General features: G+C 68.6%; 21 protein-coding genes and 1 pseudogene. 18 read left to right on the forward strand and 4 right to left on the reverse strand.

Features of this window, described 5'->3' with window-relative positions:
* On the reverse strand, window positions 1-462 hold the full coding sequence (locus ASC37_RS09350) for a helix-turn-helix domain-containing protein (protein WP_004869856.1): 462 nt from the start codon (window positions 460-462) through the stop codon (window positions 1-3).
* Between the two features lie 226 nt (window positions 463-688).
* Between ASC37_RS09350 and ASC37_RS09355 the strand changes: the two genes are divergently transcribed.
* The 16 genes from ASC37_RS09355 to ASC37_RS09430 all read left to right on the forward strand — a co-directional run bounded on the left by ASC37_RS09355 (window position 689) and on the right by ASC37_RS09430 (window position 12,437).
* Window positions 689-952, forward strand: a complete 264-nt coding sequence (locus ASC37_RS09355; RefSeq protein ID WP_055424131.1) for a MerR family transcriptional regulator — start codon at window positions 689-691, stop codon at window positions 950-952.
* 10 nt (window positions 953-962) lie between these two features.
* Window positions 963-1,442, forward strand: a complete 480-nt coding sequence (locus ASC37_RS09360) for a hypothetical protein (protein WP_055424132.1) — start codon at window positions 963-965, stop codon at window positions 1,440-1,442.
* A 3-nt stretch (window positions 1,443-1,445) separates the two neighbouring features.
* Window positions 1,446-2,207 (forward strand): BRO-N domain-containing protein, encoded by a 762-nt coding sequence (locus ASC37_RS09365; protein WP_055424133.1) that lies wholly within the window; start codon window positions 1,446-1,448, stop codon window positions 2,205-2,207.
* Complete coding sequence (locus tag ASC37_RS09370) at window positions 2,207-3,037, forward strand: ATP-binding protein (protein ID WP_055424134.1); 831 nt, start codon at window positions 2,207-2,209, stop codon at window positions 3,035-3,037. Before ASC37_RS09365 ends, ASC37_RS09370 begins: the two co-directional genes overlap by 1 nt.
* A gap of 3 nt (window positions 3,038-3,040) precedes the next feature.
* A complete protein-coding gene (locus ASC37_RS09375; protein WP_055424135.1) occupies window positions 3,041-3,670 on the forward strand; it encodes a hypothetical protein in 630 nt (209 codons plus the stop codon).
* Between the two features lie 11 nt (window positions 3,671-3,681).
* Entirely contained in the window at window positions 3,682-4,197 is a 516-nt protein-coding gene (locus tag ASC37_RS09380; RefSeq protein WP_055424136.1) for a DUF6511 domain-containing protein, read from the forward strand.
* Window positions 4,194-4,940 (forward strand): hypothetical protein, encoded by a 747-nt coding sequence (locus ASC37_RS09385; protein ID WP_055424137.1) that lies wholly within the window; start codon window positions 4,194-4,196, stop codon window positions 4,938-4,940. The genes ASC37_RS09380 and ASC37_RS09385 overlap by 4 nt, the downstream gene beginning before the upstream one ends.
* Window positions 4,937-5,191, forward strand: coding sequence for a hypothetical protein (locus ASC37_RS09390; protein WP_033371809.1), 255 nt, complete (start codon window positions 4,937-4,939; stop codon window positions 5,189-5,191). The genes ASC37_RS09385 and ASC37_RS09390 overlap by 4 nt, the downstream gene beginning before the upstream one ends.
* Window positions 5,188-7,458: a phage/plasmid primase, P4 family gene (locus ASC37_RS09395; RefSeq protein WP_055424138.1), complete on the forward strand. Its 2,271-nt coding sequence runs from the start codon at window positions 5,188-5,190 to the stop codon at window positions 7,456-7,458. Before ASC37_RS09390 ends, ASC37_RS09395 begins: the two co-directional genes overlap by 4 nt.
* A 138-nt stretch (window positions 7,459-7,596) precedes the next feature.
* A complete protein-coding gene (locus ASC37_RS09400; protein WP_055424139.1) occupies window positions 7,597-8,073 on the forward strand; it encodes a crossover junction endodeoxyribonuclease RuvC in 477 nt (158 codons plus the stop codon).
* A 1-nt stretch (window position 8,074) separates the two neighbouring features.
* The gene (locus ASC37_RS09405; RefSeq protein WP_019562367.1) at window positions 8,075-8,284 is read left to right on the forward strand and encodes a hypothetical protein; all 210 of its coding nucleotides are present in this window, start codon (window positions 8,075-8,077) and stop codon (window positions 8,282-8,284) included.
* Window positions 8,277-8,696, forward strand: a complete 420-nt coding sequence (locus ASC37_RS09410; protein WP_055424140.1) for a DUF6362 family protein — start codon at window positions 8,277-8,279, stop codon at window positions 8,694-8,696. Before ASC37_RS09405 ends, ASC37_RS09410 begins: the two co-directional genes overlap by 8 nt.
* Entirely contained in the window at window positions 8,696-9,079 is a 384-nt protein-coding gene (locus ASC37_RS09415) for a type II toxin-antitoxin system RelE/ParE family toxin (protein WP_055424141.1), read from the forward strand. Before ASC37_RS09410 ends, ASC37_RS09415 begins: the two co-directional genes overlap by 1 nt.
* Window positions 9,063-9,386: a helix-turn-helix domain-containing protein gene (locus ASC37_RS09420; protein WP_055424142.1), complete on the forward strand. Its 324-nt coding sequence runs from the start codon at window positions 9,063-9,065 to the stop codon at window positions 9,384-9,386. The genes ASC37_RS09415 and ASC37_RS09420 overlap by 17 nt, the downstream gene beginning before the upstream one ends.
* A 367-nt stretch (window positions 9,387-9,753) precedes the next feature.
* A complete protein-coding gene (locus ASC37_RS09425; protein ID WP_055424148.1) occupies window positions 9,754-11,175 on the forward strand; it encodes a site-specific DNA-methyltransferase in 1,422 nt (473 codons plus the stop codon).
* A complete protein-coding gene (locus ASC37_RS09430) occupies window positions 11,172-12,437 on the forward strand; it encodes a site-specific DNA-methyltransferase (RefSeq protein WP_055424143.1) in 1,266 nt (421 codons plus the stop codon). The genes ASC37_RS09425 and ASC37_RS09430 overlap by 4 nt, the downstream gene beginning before the upstream one ends.
* A gap of 56 nt (window positions 12,438-12,493) precedes the next feature.
* Here the strand turns inward: ASC37_RS09430 and ASC37_RS09435 are convergent, their stop codons facing one another.
* Both ASC37_RS09435 and ASC37_RS09440 read right to left on the reverse strand, forming a co-directional pair.
* Window positions 12,494-13,081 (reverse strand): DUF3489 domain-containing protein, encoded by a 588-nt coding sequence (locus tag ASC37_RS09435; RefSeq protein ID WP_055424144.1) that lies wholly within the window; start codon window positions 13,079-13,081, stop codon window positions 12,494-12,496.
* 34 nt (window positions 13,082-13,115) lie between these two features.
* Window positions 13,116-13,361, reverse strand: coding sequence for a hypothetical protein (locus tag ASC37_RS09440; RefSeq protein ID WP_019562355.1), 246 nt, complete (start codon window positions 13,359-13,361; stop codon window positions 13,116-13,118).
* A 119-nt stretch (window positions 13,362-13,480) separates the two neighbouring features.
* On the opposite strand from ASC37_RS09440, the gene ASC37_RS09445 reads away from it, so the two are divergent.
* Both ASC37_RS09445 and ASC37_RS09450 read left to right on the forward strand, forming a co-directional pair.
* Window positions 13,481-14,011 (forward strand): hypothetical protein, encoded by a 531-nt coding sequence (locus ASC37_RS09445; protein WP_019562352.1) that lies wholly within the window; start codon window positions 13,481-13,483, stop codon window positions 14,009-14,011.
* A pseudogene (locus ASC37_RS09450) lies at window positions 14,011-15,381 on the forward strand (phage terminase large subunit family protein); the annotation flags it as partial. The gene ASC37_RS09445 and the pseudogene ASC37_RS09450, both read left to right, overlap by 1 nt.
* On the opposite strand, the gene ASC37_RS11325 reads toward ASC37_RS09450, so the two are convergent.
* On the reverse strand, window positions 15,378-15,702 hold a 325-nt coding region (locus ASC37_RS11325), incomplete at its 5' end, for an integrase core domain-containing protein (protein ID WP_141654664.1). The pseudogene ASC37_RS09450 and the gene ASC37_RS11325 sit on opposite strands and share 4 nt — an antisense overlap.

Genomic DNA, 15,702 nt, shown 5'->3' on the forward strand with positions numbered 1-15,702 from the left:
TCAGTACCCCATGCCGAGTTCCTGGGCCTGCGCGGCCAGTTCGTCGAGGGCCTTGCGGCGCTCGGCATCGATCCGGTGCTTGTAGGCGATCACGTCCTGGTAGCGCACCCGACGATGCGTGCCGATCTTGTGGAACGGGATCTCGCCTTTTTCCAGCAACTGCACGAGGAAGGGCCGCGAGACGTTGAGCAGGTCGGCCGCTTCCTGCGTGGTCAGTTCGGCGTGGATGGGGATGACGGTGACGGCATTGCCCTGGCCGATCTCGGTCAGCACGTCCAGCAGCAACCGCAGCGCCGTCGTCGGCAGCGTCACTGAGCGCACGGCGCCCTTGTCGTCGTGGAAGTCGATCTGCTGGGTCTCGGCGCGCGTTTGCAGCACCGTCGAGAGCACGCGCCCGGATTCCCGAGCCAGCGCGACGTCCTCGGCCGAGGGCAGCGCATTGGGGATGGTGGGGGTCGTCATGGGGCTCTCCTGGTCGGATCGGATGCGATAGGGGTCATTGTAAACGAAACAAACGAAATCGCAATAACCGAAAAGACATTGTTCTGACCATACAAATCAAAGACTTAAGGCGCATGCCTGGCTCGCCACCGGTCGGGCCGCGCCCCGTGATCGCCTAAAAAGCACTCGCCCAAGCCCAAAGCGCCGGGCAATTCAATGAGGGCTCCCAAACAGAAGGAGCCCCGCCATGCAGAAACACCCTGCATCTGTTCGATCCCCCCGGAACTTCTATCCGGCACCACCCGAAGGCACGACGCCGGTCGCGCTCAACGAGTTCGAACTCGCCGCCCGCTGGCGACTGTCCGTCCACACCCTGCGCCGCTGGCGGCAGGAGCAGCTGGGCCCGGTCTTTTGCAAGCTGGGCGCACGCGTCACCTACCTGATCAGCGACGTCGAGGCCTTCGAGCGGCGCGTCTCGCGCTACTCGACCTTCGCTCGGGCATACCAGTGAGGGGGCGGCCATGAGCGACCTCACCCTCTACCCCGCCGACATCGCCGCGATGTCCGTCGGCCAGCTGGCTCAACTCCCGCCCGCCCAGAAGGCGCAGATCAGCCGCAACCTCGACGAAGCGCTCGCCTGGCTCAAGCAAGCCCGCGCCAAGTTCGACGCTGCGCTGGAGGCCGCCTACGGCGAGCAGGCCCGTGCTGCCCGCCTCGAGGCGGGCAAGGACTTCGGCGTCGTGCACCTGCAGGACGGTGCGCTGCGCGTGACGGTCGATGTCCCGAAGCGCGTGTCCTGGGACCAGGCGCAACTGGCGGCGATTGCCCGGCGCATCGCCGCCGCCGGCGAGAAGGTCGAGGACTACCTCGACGTCGAGTACTCCGTCTCGGAATCGCGCTTCTCCAACTGGCCGCCGGCACTGCGCGCCGGGTTCGAGGCCGCCCGCACCGTCAAGCCCGGCAAGCCCACGTTCCGGCTGGCCCTCGTCTCGGAGGAGTGATCCATGAGCACCGAACTGATCCCGTTTGATTTCGAAGGCCGTCCGGTCCGGGTCGTCACGGATGCCCAAGGCGAACCGTGGTTCGTCGCGGCGGATGTGTGCGCGGTTCTTGAACTGCCGAACACCACCCGCGCCCTGGCGCGACTGGACCCTGACGAGCAAGCCCTGATCTCGATTCAGGGCATCTCGCGCGGCAATGACCAGGTCAACGTCGTCAACGAGCCCGGGCTGTACAGCCTGGTCCTCGGCAGCCGCAAGCGCGAGGCCAAGCGCTTCAAGCGCTGGGTCACCCACGAGGTGCTGCCGGCGATCCGCAAGACGGGCAGCTACACGGCGCCAAGTGCACGCCCGACCCTGCCGGCACCCACCCAGGACCGCGTCGCCGCTCTGCTGCTGATCGGCGAGGCCGTGGCCAAGGTGCCGGGGGTCAAACCCGGCATCGCGATGGCGGCCACGCTCACCTGCATCCAGGAGAACACGGGGTTGAGCGTCCAGACCCTGCGTCGCGCGCTGCCTGCGGCGAACGAGGCGATCTGCTCGCTCAACGCCACCCAGCTCGGCAGGCTGCTCGGCCTGTCGGCCAAGGCCACCAACCAGCGCCTGGCCCACCACGGCCTGCAGTTGCGCAACGAGCGGGACGAGTGGGAACTGACCGAAGCCGGCGAGGCCTGGGCCGAGGCGATGCCGTATTCGCGCAACGGGCACAGCGGCTACCAGATCCTCTGGAACCCGGCGGTCGCTGAAGTGCTGAAGGAGGTGGCGTGATGGCCCTTCCCATCATCACCGCCGACCAGCGGCTGCGCGAGAAGCAGGGCGTCAAGCTCGTGCTTCTAGGCAAGAGCGGCATCGGCAAGACCAGCCAGCTCAAGACGCTGCCGGAAGGATCGACCCTGTTCGTCGACCTCGAGGCTGGCGACTTGGCCGTCAAGGACTGGCGCGGCGACTGCGTGCGCCCGAGCACCTGGCCGGAGTTCCGCGATCTCGTCGTGTTCCTCGCCGGCCCGAACCCGGCGCTGCCCGCCGACGCGCCGTTCTCCGAGGCGCACTACCGGCACGTGTGTGAGCGCTACGGCGATCCCGGTCAACTCGCCAAGTACGACACCTACTTCGTCGACTCGATCACGGTACTCGCGCGCCTGGCGCTCGTCTGGGCCAAGACCCAGCCGCAGGCCTACAGCGAGCGCACCGGCAAGCCCGACACCCGGGGCGCCTACGGCCTGCTCGGCTCGGAACTGATCGGGGCGCTGACCCATCTGCAGCACGCGCGCGGCAAGCACGTCGTGTTCGTCGCCATCCTCGACGAGCGCCTGGACGACTTCAACCGCAAGGTCTTCGTGCCGCAGATCGAGGGCGCCAAGACCGCCGCGGAACTGCCCGGCATCGTCGACGAGGTGGTCACCTTGGCCGAGATCAAGGCCGAGGACGGCTCGTCCTACCGCGCCTTCGTCTGCCACACGGTGAACCCCTACGGCGTCCCGGCCAAGGACCGCTCCGGCCAGCTCGAGTTGCTGGAGCCGCCGAACCTGCGCGCGCTGATCGACAAGTGCGCCGCCGCCACCCGCATCCCGCCATCCCCCACTGCATCCCAGGAGTAAGCCATGACCCATTGGTCCGATTTCAACGACGCCGAACAGCAGCAGCACTTCGACCTCATCCCCAAGGGCACGCTCGCCCGCGTGCGCATGACCCTCAAGCCCGGGGGCTACGACGACCCAGCCCAGGGTTGGACCGGCGGCTATGCCACCCAAAGCTTCGAGTCCGGCTCGGTGTATCTGGCGGCCGAGTTCGTCGTGCTGGAGGGCGAGTACGCCCGTCGCAAGCTCTGGAGCAACATCGGCCTGCATTCCCCGAAGGGCCCGACCTGGGGCCAGATGGGCCGCAGCCTCATCCGCGCGATCCTCAACAGCGCCCGCAACGTCCATCCCCAGGACATGAGCCCGCAGGCCGCCGCCGCGCGGCGCATCCAGGGCTTCCACGAGCTCGACGGCATCGAGTTTGCGGCCCGCATCGACATCGAGAAGGACGGCCGCGGCGAGTTGAAGAACGTCGTCAAGAGCGCCGTCGAGCCCGACCACCCGGAGTATGCCCGCCTGATGGGCGTGCCGCCGAAGAACCCTGGCAGCGGCTCCAGCGGTGCGCCGGCGGCGCTCACCCCGCCCCGTGCGATGTCTGCGCCAGCCGCCCCGCAACCCCCCGCCATGCCGGGCAAGCCCGCCTGGGCGCAGTGAGAGGAGGGTCAGTGAAGTGTTGGGTCTGCAAACGACAGGCGCGCGGCTACGGCCACTCGGACCTTCGGCATCCGGTGGGCGACGCCCGGCGCTATCCGATCGACTGGGTGTTCTGCTCGCGGCGTTGCCAGGAGGCGTTTCACGCGCTCTACGGTCAGTGGCTGCGGGTGCAGGAAGGACGCACGCCCAAGACGGAGGTGGCCATGATCGACCCGTCTGACGTCGAACTGGCCGCGATGAAGAAGTGCCTCAAGGCCTTCGGCGCGGCGGCAGAAAGCATCGGCTTTGCCAAGCCGCTGGGCGAGTATTCCGAGGCTGAGGCGATGCAGGTGATCGACGCCATCGTCACCTGCTACACGGACGCGATGGTCGAGCACCACGAGGCGACCAAGTATCCGCCGGTGCGGGGCTTGAAAGACCCGGTGTCCGACCCGTTCGCCGACCTCGAGGACGATCTGCCGTGGGAAGAACCGAAGGCTCAAGCGCAGACGGCACGCACGGCAGCACCCAAGGAGGCGCGGCGATGATGGACTTCAACGCCTCCAAGAGCCTGTCGGGTCAGCTCACGGCGCTGATCGACGCCGGGCTGCAGCAGTCTCGCGCGGCGCAGCCTCGCCGCACCTACCTCGGCGCCTCGCGCCTCGGGGTCGCCTGCGAGCGCGCGCTGCAGTACGAGTTTGCCGACGCCCCGGTCGATCCGGGTCGCGAGACCGACGGCCGCCTGCTGCGCGTCTTCGATCGCGGCCACGTGATCGAGGACTGCATGGTCGGATGGCTGCGTGCCGCGGGCTTCGATCTGCGCACGCGTAACGACGCGGGGGAGCAATTCGGCTTCTCGGCGCTAGACGGGCGCCTGCAGGGCCACGTCGATGGCGTGCTCGTCGCCGGGCCCGACCTGGGCTTTGGGGCTGGCTATCCCGCGCTGTGGGAGAACAAGTGCCTGGGCGCCAAATCGTGGCGCGAGTTGGAGAGACATCGCCTCGCGGTCGCCAAGCCCGTCTACGCCGCCCAGGTCGGGCTCTACCAGGCCTATCTCGAACTGCACGCGCACCCGGCCCTGTTCACGGCGGTGAACGCCGACACCATGGAGATCCACGCCGAGCTGGTGCCGTTCGATGCGGCGTTGGCGCAGCGCATGTCCGACCGGGCGGTCAAGGTCATCACGGCCACCGAGGCGGGCGAACTGCTGCCGCGCTCGTTCTCCGATCCCACCCATGTCGAGTGCCGGATGTGCCCATGGCAGGACCGGTGCTGGAGGGCTGCGGCATGAGGACCCGATCCGTATCGACGACGGGCGCGATTGGCGAGCCCATGATCGACGCCAAGCAAGCCGCGGCCAGCCTGCGCCTGCCGTACTACTGGTTCGCCGATCCAATGATGCGCGCCAAGCACCGCATCCCGCACTACCTTCTGGGTGGGCTGGTGCGCTACCGGCTGTCGGAACTGCAGGTTTGGGCCTCGCACCACGCGAGAGCCATGGCCCGCAGCGCGTCGGATGGCAGCGAGGAGGGCGGTGCATGATCGATTTCAACGCTCTCCCGGACCCGCCCGCCGACGCCGACCCCACCGCGCGCCGCGAGGAGATTCGCGCCGCCCTGCTCGCGAGGCTGGAGTCGGTGCTGTTCACCCTGTTCCCCGCTGGAAAGAAGCGCCGCGGCAAGTTCTTCATCGGCGACGTGCTCGGCAGCCCGGGCGACAGCCTGGAGGTCGTGCTCATTGGGGACAAGGCGGGACTCTGGACCGACCGTGCCGAAGGCTCCGGCGGCGATGTGTTCCACCTGATCGGCGCCCACTTCGGCGTGGACGTGCACGGCGACTTCGCCCGCGTCCTCGACCTGGCCGAGGACCTCGTCGGCCGAGCGCCCACGGCGCCGCCGCGCAAGGCGGCCAAGAAGGCCTCGATCGACGACCTCGGCCCGGCCACCGCCAAGTGGGACTATCTGGATGCACAAGGGCGCCTCATCGCCGTGGTCTACCGCTACGACCCGCCCGGGCGCAAGAAGGAGTTCCGGCCCTGGGACGCCAAACGGCGCAAGATGGCCCCGCCCGAGCCGCGGCCGCTGTACAACCAGCCGGGGATCCACAACGCCGCCCAGGTCGTGCTGGTCGAGGGCGAGAAATGCGCCCAGGCCTTGATCGAGCTCGGGATCGTGGCCACCACCGCGATGCACGGCGCCAACGCCCCGGTGGACAAGACCGACTGGTCGCCGCTCGCCGGCAAGGCCGTCCTCCTCTGGCCCGATCGCGACAAACCCGGCTGGGACTATGCGATGGCCGCGGCGCAGGCCGCACTCGCCGCCGGCGCCGCCTCCTGCGACGTGCTGCTGCCGCCCGACGACAAGCCCGAGGGGTGGGACGCGGCCGACGCCGTCGCCCAAGGCTTCGACGTCGCCGCCTTCATCGCCTCGGGCCCGCGGATGAGCATCAAGCCAGCACTTGGGCAGCCCACGCAGGAGCCTTCCGTCTGGGCCACCGACGACGCGCTGGCGCTGAGCTTCACCAGCCGCTACAGCGAAGACTGGCGCTACTGCGCCGCCTGGGGCAAGTGGCTGGTGTGGGACGGCCGGCGCTGGCAGGCGGACGAGACGCTGTTGGTGCACCACCTCATCCGGGCGATCTGCCGCGAGGCCGCCCTCAAGGCCGACTCCCACCGGCTGGCGGCCAAGCTCGCCGCGAGCAGCACGGTCGGCGGCGTGGAGCGGCTGGCGCGCACCGACCGGCGGCACGCCTCCACCTCGCAGGAGTGGGACGCGGATCTGTTCGCGCTCAACACGCCGGGCGGCGTGGTCGACCTGCGCACCGGGCGGCTGCGTCCCCACGACCGCGCCGACCGCATGACCAAGCTCGCCACCGCCACGCCCCGCGGCGACTGTCCCCGCTGGCGGGCGTTCCTGGCCGACGTCACCGGGGGCGATACCGACCTGCAGGCCTACCTGCAGCGCATGGTGGGCTATTGCCTCACCGGCTCGACGGCGGCGCATGCGCTGTTCTTCCTCTACGGCACCGGCGCCAACGGCAAGTCGGTGTTCGTGAACACCTTGGCCACGATCCTCGGCGACTACGCCACCAGCGCGCCGATGGACACCTTCATGGAGGCGCGCAGCGACCGCCATCCGACCGATCTGGCGGGCCTGCGCGGGGCGCGCTTCGTCTCCTCCATCGAGACCGAGCAGGGCCGGCGCTGGAACGAGTCCAAGGTCAAGGCCATCACCGGCGGCGACAAGGTCTCGGCGCGCTTCATGCGCCAGGACTTCTTCGAGTACACGCCCCAGTTCAAGCTGGTCATCGCCGGCAACCACAAGCCCGCGATCCGCAACGTGGACGAGGCGATGAAGCGCCGGCTGCACCTGATCCCCTTCACCGTGACCATCCCGCCCGAGCGGCGCGACGCCGGGCTGACCGACAAGCTCCTGGCCGAACGCGACGGCATTCTCGCCTGGGCGGTGCAGGGCTGTCTGGCCTGGCAGCGCGAGGGGCTCCGGCCCCCGGCCAGCGTGGTGTCGGCCACCGCCGAGTACTTCGACGAGGAGGACGCCGTCGGCGACTTCCTGGACGAAGAGGCGCAGCGCCACCCGCAGGCCCGCGTGGCCGTGGCCGACGTGTTCCAGCGCTGGCAGGACTGGGCCGGCCGGCGCGGCGAGTACGTGGGCACGAGCCGCTGGCTCGCGCAGCAACTGGCCAACCGCGGCTTCGAGCGCACGCGCATCCACGGCGGCGTCAAGGCCCTGGCGGGCCTGTCGCTCAAGCCCAAGGACTCCGGCGTACGGCTCCCGTACCGCGACGACTGACCACCCACGGTGACCGAAGGTGACTGGTCCAAGGATTGAATCTCTTTACGCGCGTACGCGCGCGCGGGCGGAAGGGATATTCCCCACGGCGGTCACCTTCGGTCACCGGCATGAGAACACGAACGAAGGACTGCAACGATGACAGCAACGATTCTGGCCCTCGACCTGGGCACCACCACCGGCTGGGCGCTGCGCGACCGCACGGGGCGAATCACCAGCGGCAGCCAATCCTTCAAGCCGCAGCGCTTCGAAGGCGGCGGCATGCGCTACCTGCGCTTTGGCCGTTGGATTTCTGAAATTCAGACATCGGTTTCTGAACTTCAGTTTTTGTACTTCGAGGAAGTGCGCCGCCACGTCTCCACCGATGCCGCGCACGCCTACGGCGGGTTCCTGGCCACGCTCACGGCCTGGTGCGAGCACCACGGCGTCCCCTACCAGGGCGTGCCGGTGGGCACGATCAAGAAGCACGCCACCGGCAAGGGCAATGCGAGCAAGGACGAGATGATGGCGGCCGTGCGTGCGCGGGGCCACGCCCCGGCGGACGACGACGAGGCCGACGCCCTGGCGCTGTTGCACTGGGCCATCCAGCAGCACGACGCGGCGCAGGAGGCGTGAGATGGACATCCCGACCCCTCGCTACCGCTGCCCGCTGGGGCGCCTGCAGCCCGAGCCGATGGACGTGGAAGCCGTCAAGCGCCGCGGCTGGCGCGAGCAACGCCTGCTCGTCGTCTCCCTCGAGGACGACCGGCTCGACTGGATGGAACGCGAGCTGATCCGCCGAATCGGCGAGCGGCTCTACGGTGCACGGGAGGCGCGCCATGGCTGAGTGGACCGTCGAGCGTGTGGCCGAACGCTTCCGGGAGGCGGCCATCACCGCCCACCGCCTGCCGCCCGTGCGCGTGCAGGGCTACTTCAACACCTGGCCCGCGATCCGGCGCATGCCCTGGGAGACGCTGGGGGCTGAGCCGACGATCCGGCGCTTCCCACCCAGCCCCGAGGCCATCGAGCGCATGCTCGAGACCATGCGCTGGGTCTTGTGGCTGGAGGAAGAGGAACGGCATCTCGTGTGGATGCGCGCCGAGCGCCACCGCTGGCGCGACATCTGCGCCCGCTTCGGCTGCGACCGGACCACGGCGTGGCGGCGGTGGCAGCGGGCGCTCTCGATCGTGGCCGACCGTCTGAACGGAGAGCAAGGAACTTCTCGACACATGGTGCCACTAAGTGGCATACTTCACTAATGAGAAGAGTCTTCAAGACGCGCCACTTCGCTCGTTGGATGCGCAAGACCGAACTGACAGACGCCGGGTTGTGTCAAGCGGTCGAGGAGATGGCCGCGGGCCTCATCGATGCCGACCTGGGCGGTGGCGTGGTGAAAAAGCGCGTGGGCTTGGCTGGCCGCGGCAAGCGTGGTGGCTCGCGCACCTTGATCGCCACCAACAAGGGCGATCGCTGGTTCTTCGTCTACGGCTTCGAGAAAAACGAGCGGGCCAACATCGATGACGAGGAACTGGAAGCGCTGCAGGATCTGGCCGCCGATCTGCTGGCCCGTCCCGCGCGCCAGTTGGATGAATCCGTTGCCGACGGAACATTGCAGGAGATTTGCCATGACAAACGAGCCTAAGTCCAAGAGCCGCCTGCTCGAAGCCGTTCACGAAACGGCGCGCGACCTGCATCGCCTGGGCTTCATCGACAAGCGCAAGATGCGCAAGTACGACGCGCTGTGCCTGGAGCCGGTGCATGAATACGACGCTGAGAAAGTGCGCGCCTTGCGCGAACGCCTGCACTTGAGTCAGGCCGTGCTGGCATCGGTCCTCAACACCAGCGTCTCGACCGTGCGCAAGTGGGAAGTGGGCGACAAGAAGCCCAGCGGTCCCTCGCAGAAGCTGCTCGACCTCATCGAACGCAAAGGGCTGGAGGCGGTGCTCTGATGGGGTAGCTCTTCCAAACCCATGCGCAACGTTGATGAACGCAGGGCGCGCTGACAGACAGTTTCGGACTGGATGCAAATCCGGGGTCGTTCAGGGGTGCAACAAAGCAGGCCGATCAGGGGTAGTATCTCGGCTAACTTCTGGACAGCGGTGACGGTCGAGGAAGCCGCCCGGCCATTCACGGGTCCTTCCTGGCGACCCAGCCATGCGGGGGGCGCGAGCGCGGCGCTTCGATAGCGTCAGGGTGCAAACCGAGGTTTGCAGGGTTTGCGGTTTGCAGCCCTCCAGCCCGAGACCTTCTCCCCGACACCCCCAGCCCGCCTACGGTCCGCCGTCGGCGGGCTTCTTCGTTTCCGAGGCACCGATTCTGGACACGCTCGCCGTCACGTACCGCAAGGTCGAGACGCTGATCCCCTACGCCCGCAATCCGCGCACGCACAGCGACGAGCAGATCGCGCGCATCGCCGCCAGCATCGCCGAGTTCGGCTGGACCAACCCGATCCTGGTCGATGGCGAGCACGGTGTGATCGCCGGTCACGGCCGGCTGCTGGCCGCACGCAAGCTGGGGCTCGCCGAGGTGCCGGTGATCGAGCTTGCGCACCTGACGCCTGCGCAGAAGCGCGCCTACGTGATCGCCGACAACCGGCTCGCGCTCGATGCCGGCTGGGACGAGGCGATGTTGGCGCTGGAGTTCGCCGAACTGGCCGACGCCGGCTTCGATCTGGACCTGACCGGCTTCTCGGCCTCCGAGATCGAAGGCCTGCTCGACGCCATCGAGAAGACGGAACCGTCCGCCGAAGAGGACACGAGCGCTTTGGTCCGCGCCCCGGACGAGGACGACGTCACACCGCCCGCGGTGGCGGTCACACGCCCCCGCGATCTGTGGCTGATCGGTGAACACCGACTGCTCTGCGCCGACAGCCGCGACGCGGCCGCCGTCGCGCGCCTCCTCGAGGGCGAGCGGGCGCACCTGCTCTTCACCAGCCCGCCGTATGCCAACCAGCGCGACTACACCACCGGCGGCATCGCGGACTGGGACGCGTTGATGCAGGGCGTGTTCGGCGCTGCCCGCGCGGCACTGCGCGAGGACGCGCAAATCCTGGTCAACCTCGGGCTCGTGCATCGCGACAACGAGTGGCAGCCGTACTGGGACGGCTGGATCGCATGGATGCGCACGCAGGGCTTTCGGCGCTTTGGCTGGTACGTCTGGGACCAGTCGGTGACCGTGCCCGGCGACTGGGCCGGGCGGCTGGCGCCCCGGCACGAGTTCGTCTTCCACTTCAACCGACGCTCGCGCAAGCCGAACAAGATCGTGCCCTGCAAGTGGGCCGGGCACGAGACGCACCTGCGCGCCGACGGATCGTCCACCGCGATGCGCGGCAAGGACGGCAAGGTCGGCGCCTGGAACCATGCCGGACAGCCCACGCAGGCGTTCCGCATCCCAGACTCGGTCGTCGAGGTGACGCGCCAGCGCGGCCGCATCGGTGAAGGCATCGACCATCCGGCCGTATTCCCGCTGGGCCTGCCGAAGTTCTTCATCGAGGCCTACACCGACGCGGGCGAGATCGTCTTCGAGCCGTTCGCGGGCTCGGGCACCACGCTGCTGGCCGGCCAACTCACCGGCCGCCCGGTACGCGCCATCGAACTCGCCCCCGAGTACGTGGACGTCGCGCTGCGCCGCTGGCTGCAGCACCACCCGGGCACGGCGCCGGTGCTGGAGGGCAGCGGTCGGACCTTCGACGAGGTGGCGGCCGAGCGGCTGGGCGAGACGGCGGAGGTCACTGCATGAGCTGGCTGGCCGATCGCATCGAGCACTGGCCGATCGACAAGCTGCTGCCCTACGTGCGCAACGCCCGCCAGCACTCGGACGAGCAGATCGCCCAGATCGCGGCCTCCATCGCGGAGTTCGGCTTCGTCAATCCCATTCTCACCGGCGCCGACGGTGTGCTGGTCGCGGGCCATGGGCGGCTTGCCGCCGCGCGCAAGCTGGGCCTGCCCACAGTGCCGGTGGTGGTGCTCGATCACCTCACGCCGACCCAGCGCCGCGCCCTGGTGCTCGCGGACAACCGGCTCGCGGAACTCGCGACCTGGGACGATGCCCTGCTGCGCATCGAACTGGAGGCGCTGCAGGACGATGGCTTCGATCTCGATCTCACCGGATTCGACGCCGATGCACTGGCAGAACTGCTGGCCGATGAGGAACCACAGATCGAGGGCCGGACGGAGGACGACGCCGCGCCCGACGTGCCCGAGGAACCCGTCTCCCGGCCGGGCGACGTCTGGCGACTCGGGCCGCACCGCCTGGTCTGCGGCGACGCAACCACCGCCGAGGCCTACGCGCGCCTGTTTCCGGACGGCGAGCGGGCGGACATGGTCTTCACCGATCCGCCCTACAACGTGAACTACGCCAACAGCGCGAAGGACAAGCTGCGCGGCAAACACCGCCCCATCCTCAACGATGCGCTGGGCGAAGGCTTCTACGATTTCCTCTTTGATGCGCTGGCGCTGATCATGGCGCACACCCGAGGCGCGATCTACGTCGCCATGTCCTCCAGCGAACTGGACACGCTGCAAGCGGCCTTCCGCGCCGCCGGCGGGCACTGGTCGACCTTCATCATCTGGGCCAAGAACACCTTCACGCTGGGCCGCTCGGACTACCAGCGCCAGTACGAGCCGATCCTCTACGGCTGGCCCGAAGGCGCGACGCGCCACTGGTGCGGCGACCGCGACCAGGGCGACGTCTGGCAGATCAAGAAGCCAGCGAAGAACGATCTGCACCCGACCATGAAGCCGGTGGATCTGGTCGAGCGGGCCATCCGCAACTCCAGCCGCCCCGGCGACGTGGTGCTCGACCCCTTCGGCGGCTCGGGCACGACCTTGATCGCCGCTGAGAAGGCCGGGCGCGTGGCGCGCCTGATCGAACTCGACCCGAAGTATGCGGACGTGATCGTGCGGCGCTGGCAGGACTGGACGGGGCGGCAAGCCACCCGCGAGGCGGATGGCCTGGCCTTCGATCAGGCGGCGAGCGACTCGTCGGCGATCGCGCAGTGAATCACGAACCCGGTCAGATAGGGCAGCCCGCGCGGGATGTGCTGCCCCATCGCGACTCAGGCAAGCCGGTAGACGCGCTCGCCGCCCGGGGATCTCTCGGAGACGATCGTCAGGCCCAGTTTCTTCTTCAGCGCCCCGGCCAAGGTGCCGCGCACCGTGTGCGCCTGCCAGCCGGTGCTGTCCATGATCTGGCGGAGGGTGGCGCCTTCGGGACGCTGCAGCATCGCGATTACCTGCGCCTGCTTGCTGTGGGCGCGGGGGCGGCGGGGCTCGGCGCTGCGATGCGCATCCTGCGCCCAGGCCGCTTCGGCGGCGTTCACCGCCGCCTCCAGGTCGGCCTCGTCGCGCGCCGTCTGCGCCTGCTCGGCCCGGGCGATCACCGCATCGAGCTTCGCAACGAAGGACTGGCGCTGGGCGGTGCGGGCACCCGGGCGCGGCACGCCCAAGGCCTCGTAGCCTGCGTCGGCAACGACCCAGACCTCGCCCTGGCGGGCGATCAGGGCGCGGTTGGCCAGGCCGTCGAGCACCTTGCGGCGGGCACCGCCTTGGATGTGCTCGGGGAACCAGTCGATTCGGCCGTCGCTGTGCTCGAGCGCATGGGCCAGGATCGCGTGCTGGGCGGGGGTCAGGGTGATGGTGCTCATGGTCTGCTCCTGGATAGGGATGGATCGGCGCGAGTCAGTCTTCCCACAGGTGCTCGCCATCGAGGCTGATCCACAGGCGCGCATCGCGCGCGGTGGCCATCTCGCGCACCGCCAAGCCGGTTTTGAGGTGGGTGCCGGTCTTGCCGGTGAAGTCGTAACGCTGGCCGTCGTGCATCACGGTCGCTGGGCCTTGCTCGTCGAACTCGATTCGGATCAGGCGGGTACCGAGGGCGTTGCCGTTGGTGTCGGTGACCTGGGGTTGGCGGATGCGCAGGGTCATGGTCGGCTCCTTCGTACAGGGTGATCGGGTGAGGTGATGAACGCGCTGTTCGCCCGTGAAGCCAAGCGTTTTCTGCGGGTGTTGGCCAAGAACTGACGATGACTTGATCGAAGAGGGCCATGGGCATCTCGATTCGCGCCTACGCCCGCCACCGTGGGGTATCGGACACCGCCGTGCACAAGGCCATCCGCACCGGGCGCATCACGCCCGAGGCGGACGGCACCATCGACCCAGACCGGGCCGACCGCGACTGGACCCGGAACTCCGAGCCGCCGAAGGCGGGAACGGGCTCCCGGACCGTGAAGGTGCGGGTGGCGGAGGATCCGGCCCCCAACCTCGCCACCGGCCTGCCCGCAGGCGGCACCACGCTCGTGCAGGCGCGCACGGTCAACGAGGTGGTCAAGGCGCAGACCAACAAGGTGCGGCTGGCCCGCCTCAAGGGCGAACTGGTCGATCGCCACCAGGCCATCGCGCATGTGTTCAAGCTCGCCCGTACGGAGCGCGACGCCTGGCTCAACTGGCCGGCGCGGATCTCGGCGCAGATGGCGGCCCGGCTCGGCGTGGAGGCTCACACCCTGCACGTGGCCCTGGATGCCGCCGTGCGCGAGCACCTCGCCGAGCTCGGGGAACTCAAGGTTCGGGTCGATTGATGGACGAGTTCGCCTATGAGGGCTGGGACGTCATCGAGCGCGCTTGGCGCGAGGGCCTCACGCCGGACCCGCTGCTCACCGTCTCCGAATGGGCCGACCGTCACCGGGTGCTGTCGAGCAAGGCCTCGAGCGAGCCGGGGCGCTGGCGCACCAGCCGCACGCCGTATCTGAAGGCGATCATGGACTGCCTGTCGCCGACCTCGCCCATCGAGCGCGTGGTGTTCATGAAGGGCGCGCAGGTGGGCGCGACCGAGACCGGCTCGAACTGGATCGGCTACGTGATCCACCACGCCCCCGGGCCGATGATGGCGGTGTGGCCCACCGTGGAGATGGCCAAGCGCAACTCCAAGCAGCGCATCGACCCGCTGATCGAGGAGTCGCCGGTGCTCTCCGAACTCATCGCTCCGGCGCGTTCGCGCGACTCGGGCAACACCATCCTCGCCAAGGAGTTTCGTGGCGGCGTGCTGGTGATGACCGGCGCGAACAGCGCGGTGGGCCTGCGCTCGATGCCGGTGCGCTATCTCTTTCTCGACGAAGTGGACGCCTACCCGCTCGACGTCGAGGGGGAGGGCGATGCGATCTCGCTGGCCGAGGCGCGCACGCGCACCTTTGCGCGGCGCAAGATCTTCATCGTCTCGACGCCGACGATCGCGGGCGCCTCGGCCATCGAGCGCGAGTACGAGGCCTCTGACCAGCGGCGCTACTTCGTGCCCTGCCCGCATTGCTCGCACCGGCAGTGGCTGCGTTTCGAGCAACTGCGTTGGGAGAAGGGACGGCCCGAGACGGCGGCGTATGTGTGCGAATCGTGCGAGACGGCGATCGCCGAGCACCACAAGACCTGGATGCTGGAGCACGGCGAGTGGCGCGCGACGGCGGAAGGCTCGGGCAAGACGGCGGGGTTTCATCTGTCGTCGCTGTACAGCCCGCTGGGCTGGCGCGCCTGGCGCGAGATCGCCGCCGCGTGGGAGGCCGCCGTCAGTAAAGAGTCGGGATCGGCCGCTGCCATCAAGACTTTCAAGAACACCGAGCTCGGCGAGACCTGGGTCGAGGAGGGCGAAGCGCCCGACTGGCAACGCCTGCTGGAGCGCCGCGAGGACTATGCCATCGGCACCATTCCCGCCGGCGGGCTCTTGCTCACCGCCGGCGCCGACGTGCAGAAGGACCGCATCGAGGTCTCGGTCTGGGCCTTCGGGCGTGGCAAGGAGGCCTGGCTCATCGAGCACCGGGTGCTGATGGGCGACACCGCACGGGATGCGGTGTGGAAGGCGCTGGGCGGGATGCTCGCCGAGACCTGGACCCATGCCTCGGGCGCGGCCATGCCGCTGGCCCGCTTGGCGCTGGACACCGGCTTTGCGACACAGGAGGCCTACGTGTCAGGTCCCGGACGATTACGTGGCACTTTTATGAAAAGTTCCGGTTTTTCTGCGTACCATCTTTTCATGGCCTCGATGGGCGGGACATGCCCCAGGGCTTTCTGGGGAATGTGGTGATTGTACAGCCAGACGTAGCGATGAATCGTTGCCTCCAGCGCTTCGCGGCTGTCGAAGCGATGGGTGGCGAGTACCTCGCTGATGCGCCCATTGAAGCGCTCGACCATGCCGTTCGTCTGCGGACGGCGAGGTTTGGTCAGCCGATGCTCGATGTCGAGCGCCTGGCACAGTTCATCGAAGGCATGCGTTCCCGTAGGAGTA

Source organism: Tepidiphilus thermophilus, assembly GCF_001418245.1.
Lineage (GTDB): Bacteria > Pseudomonadota > Gammaproteobacteria > Burkholderiales > Rhodocyclaceae > Tepidiphilus > Tepidiphilus succinatimandens.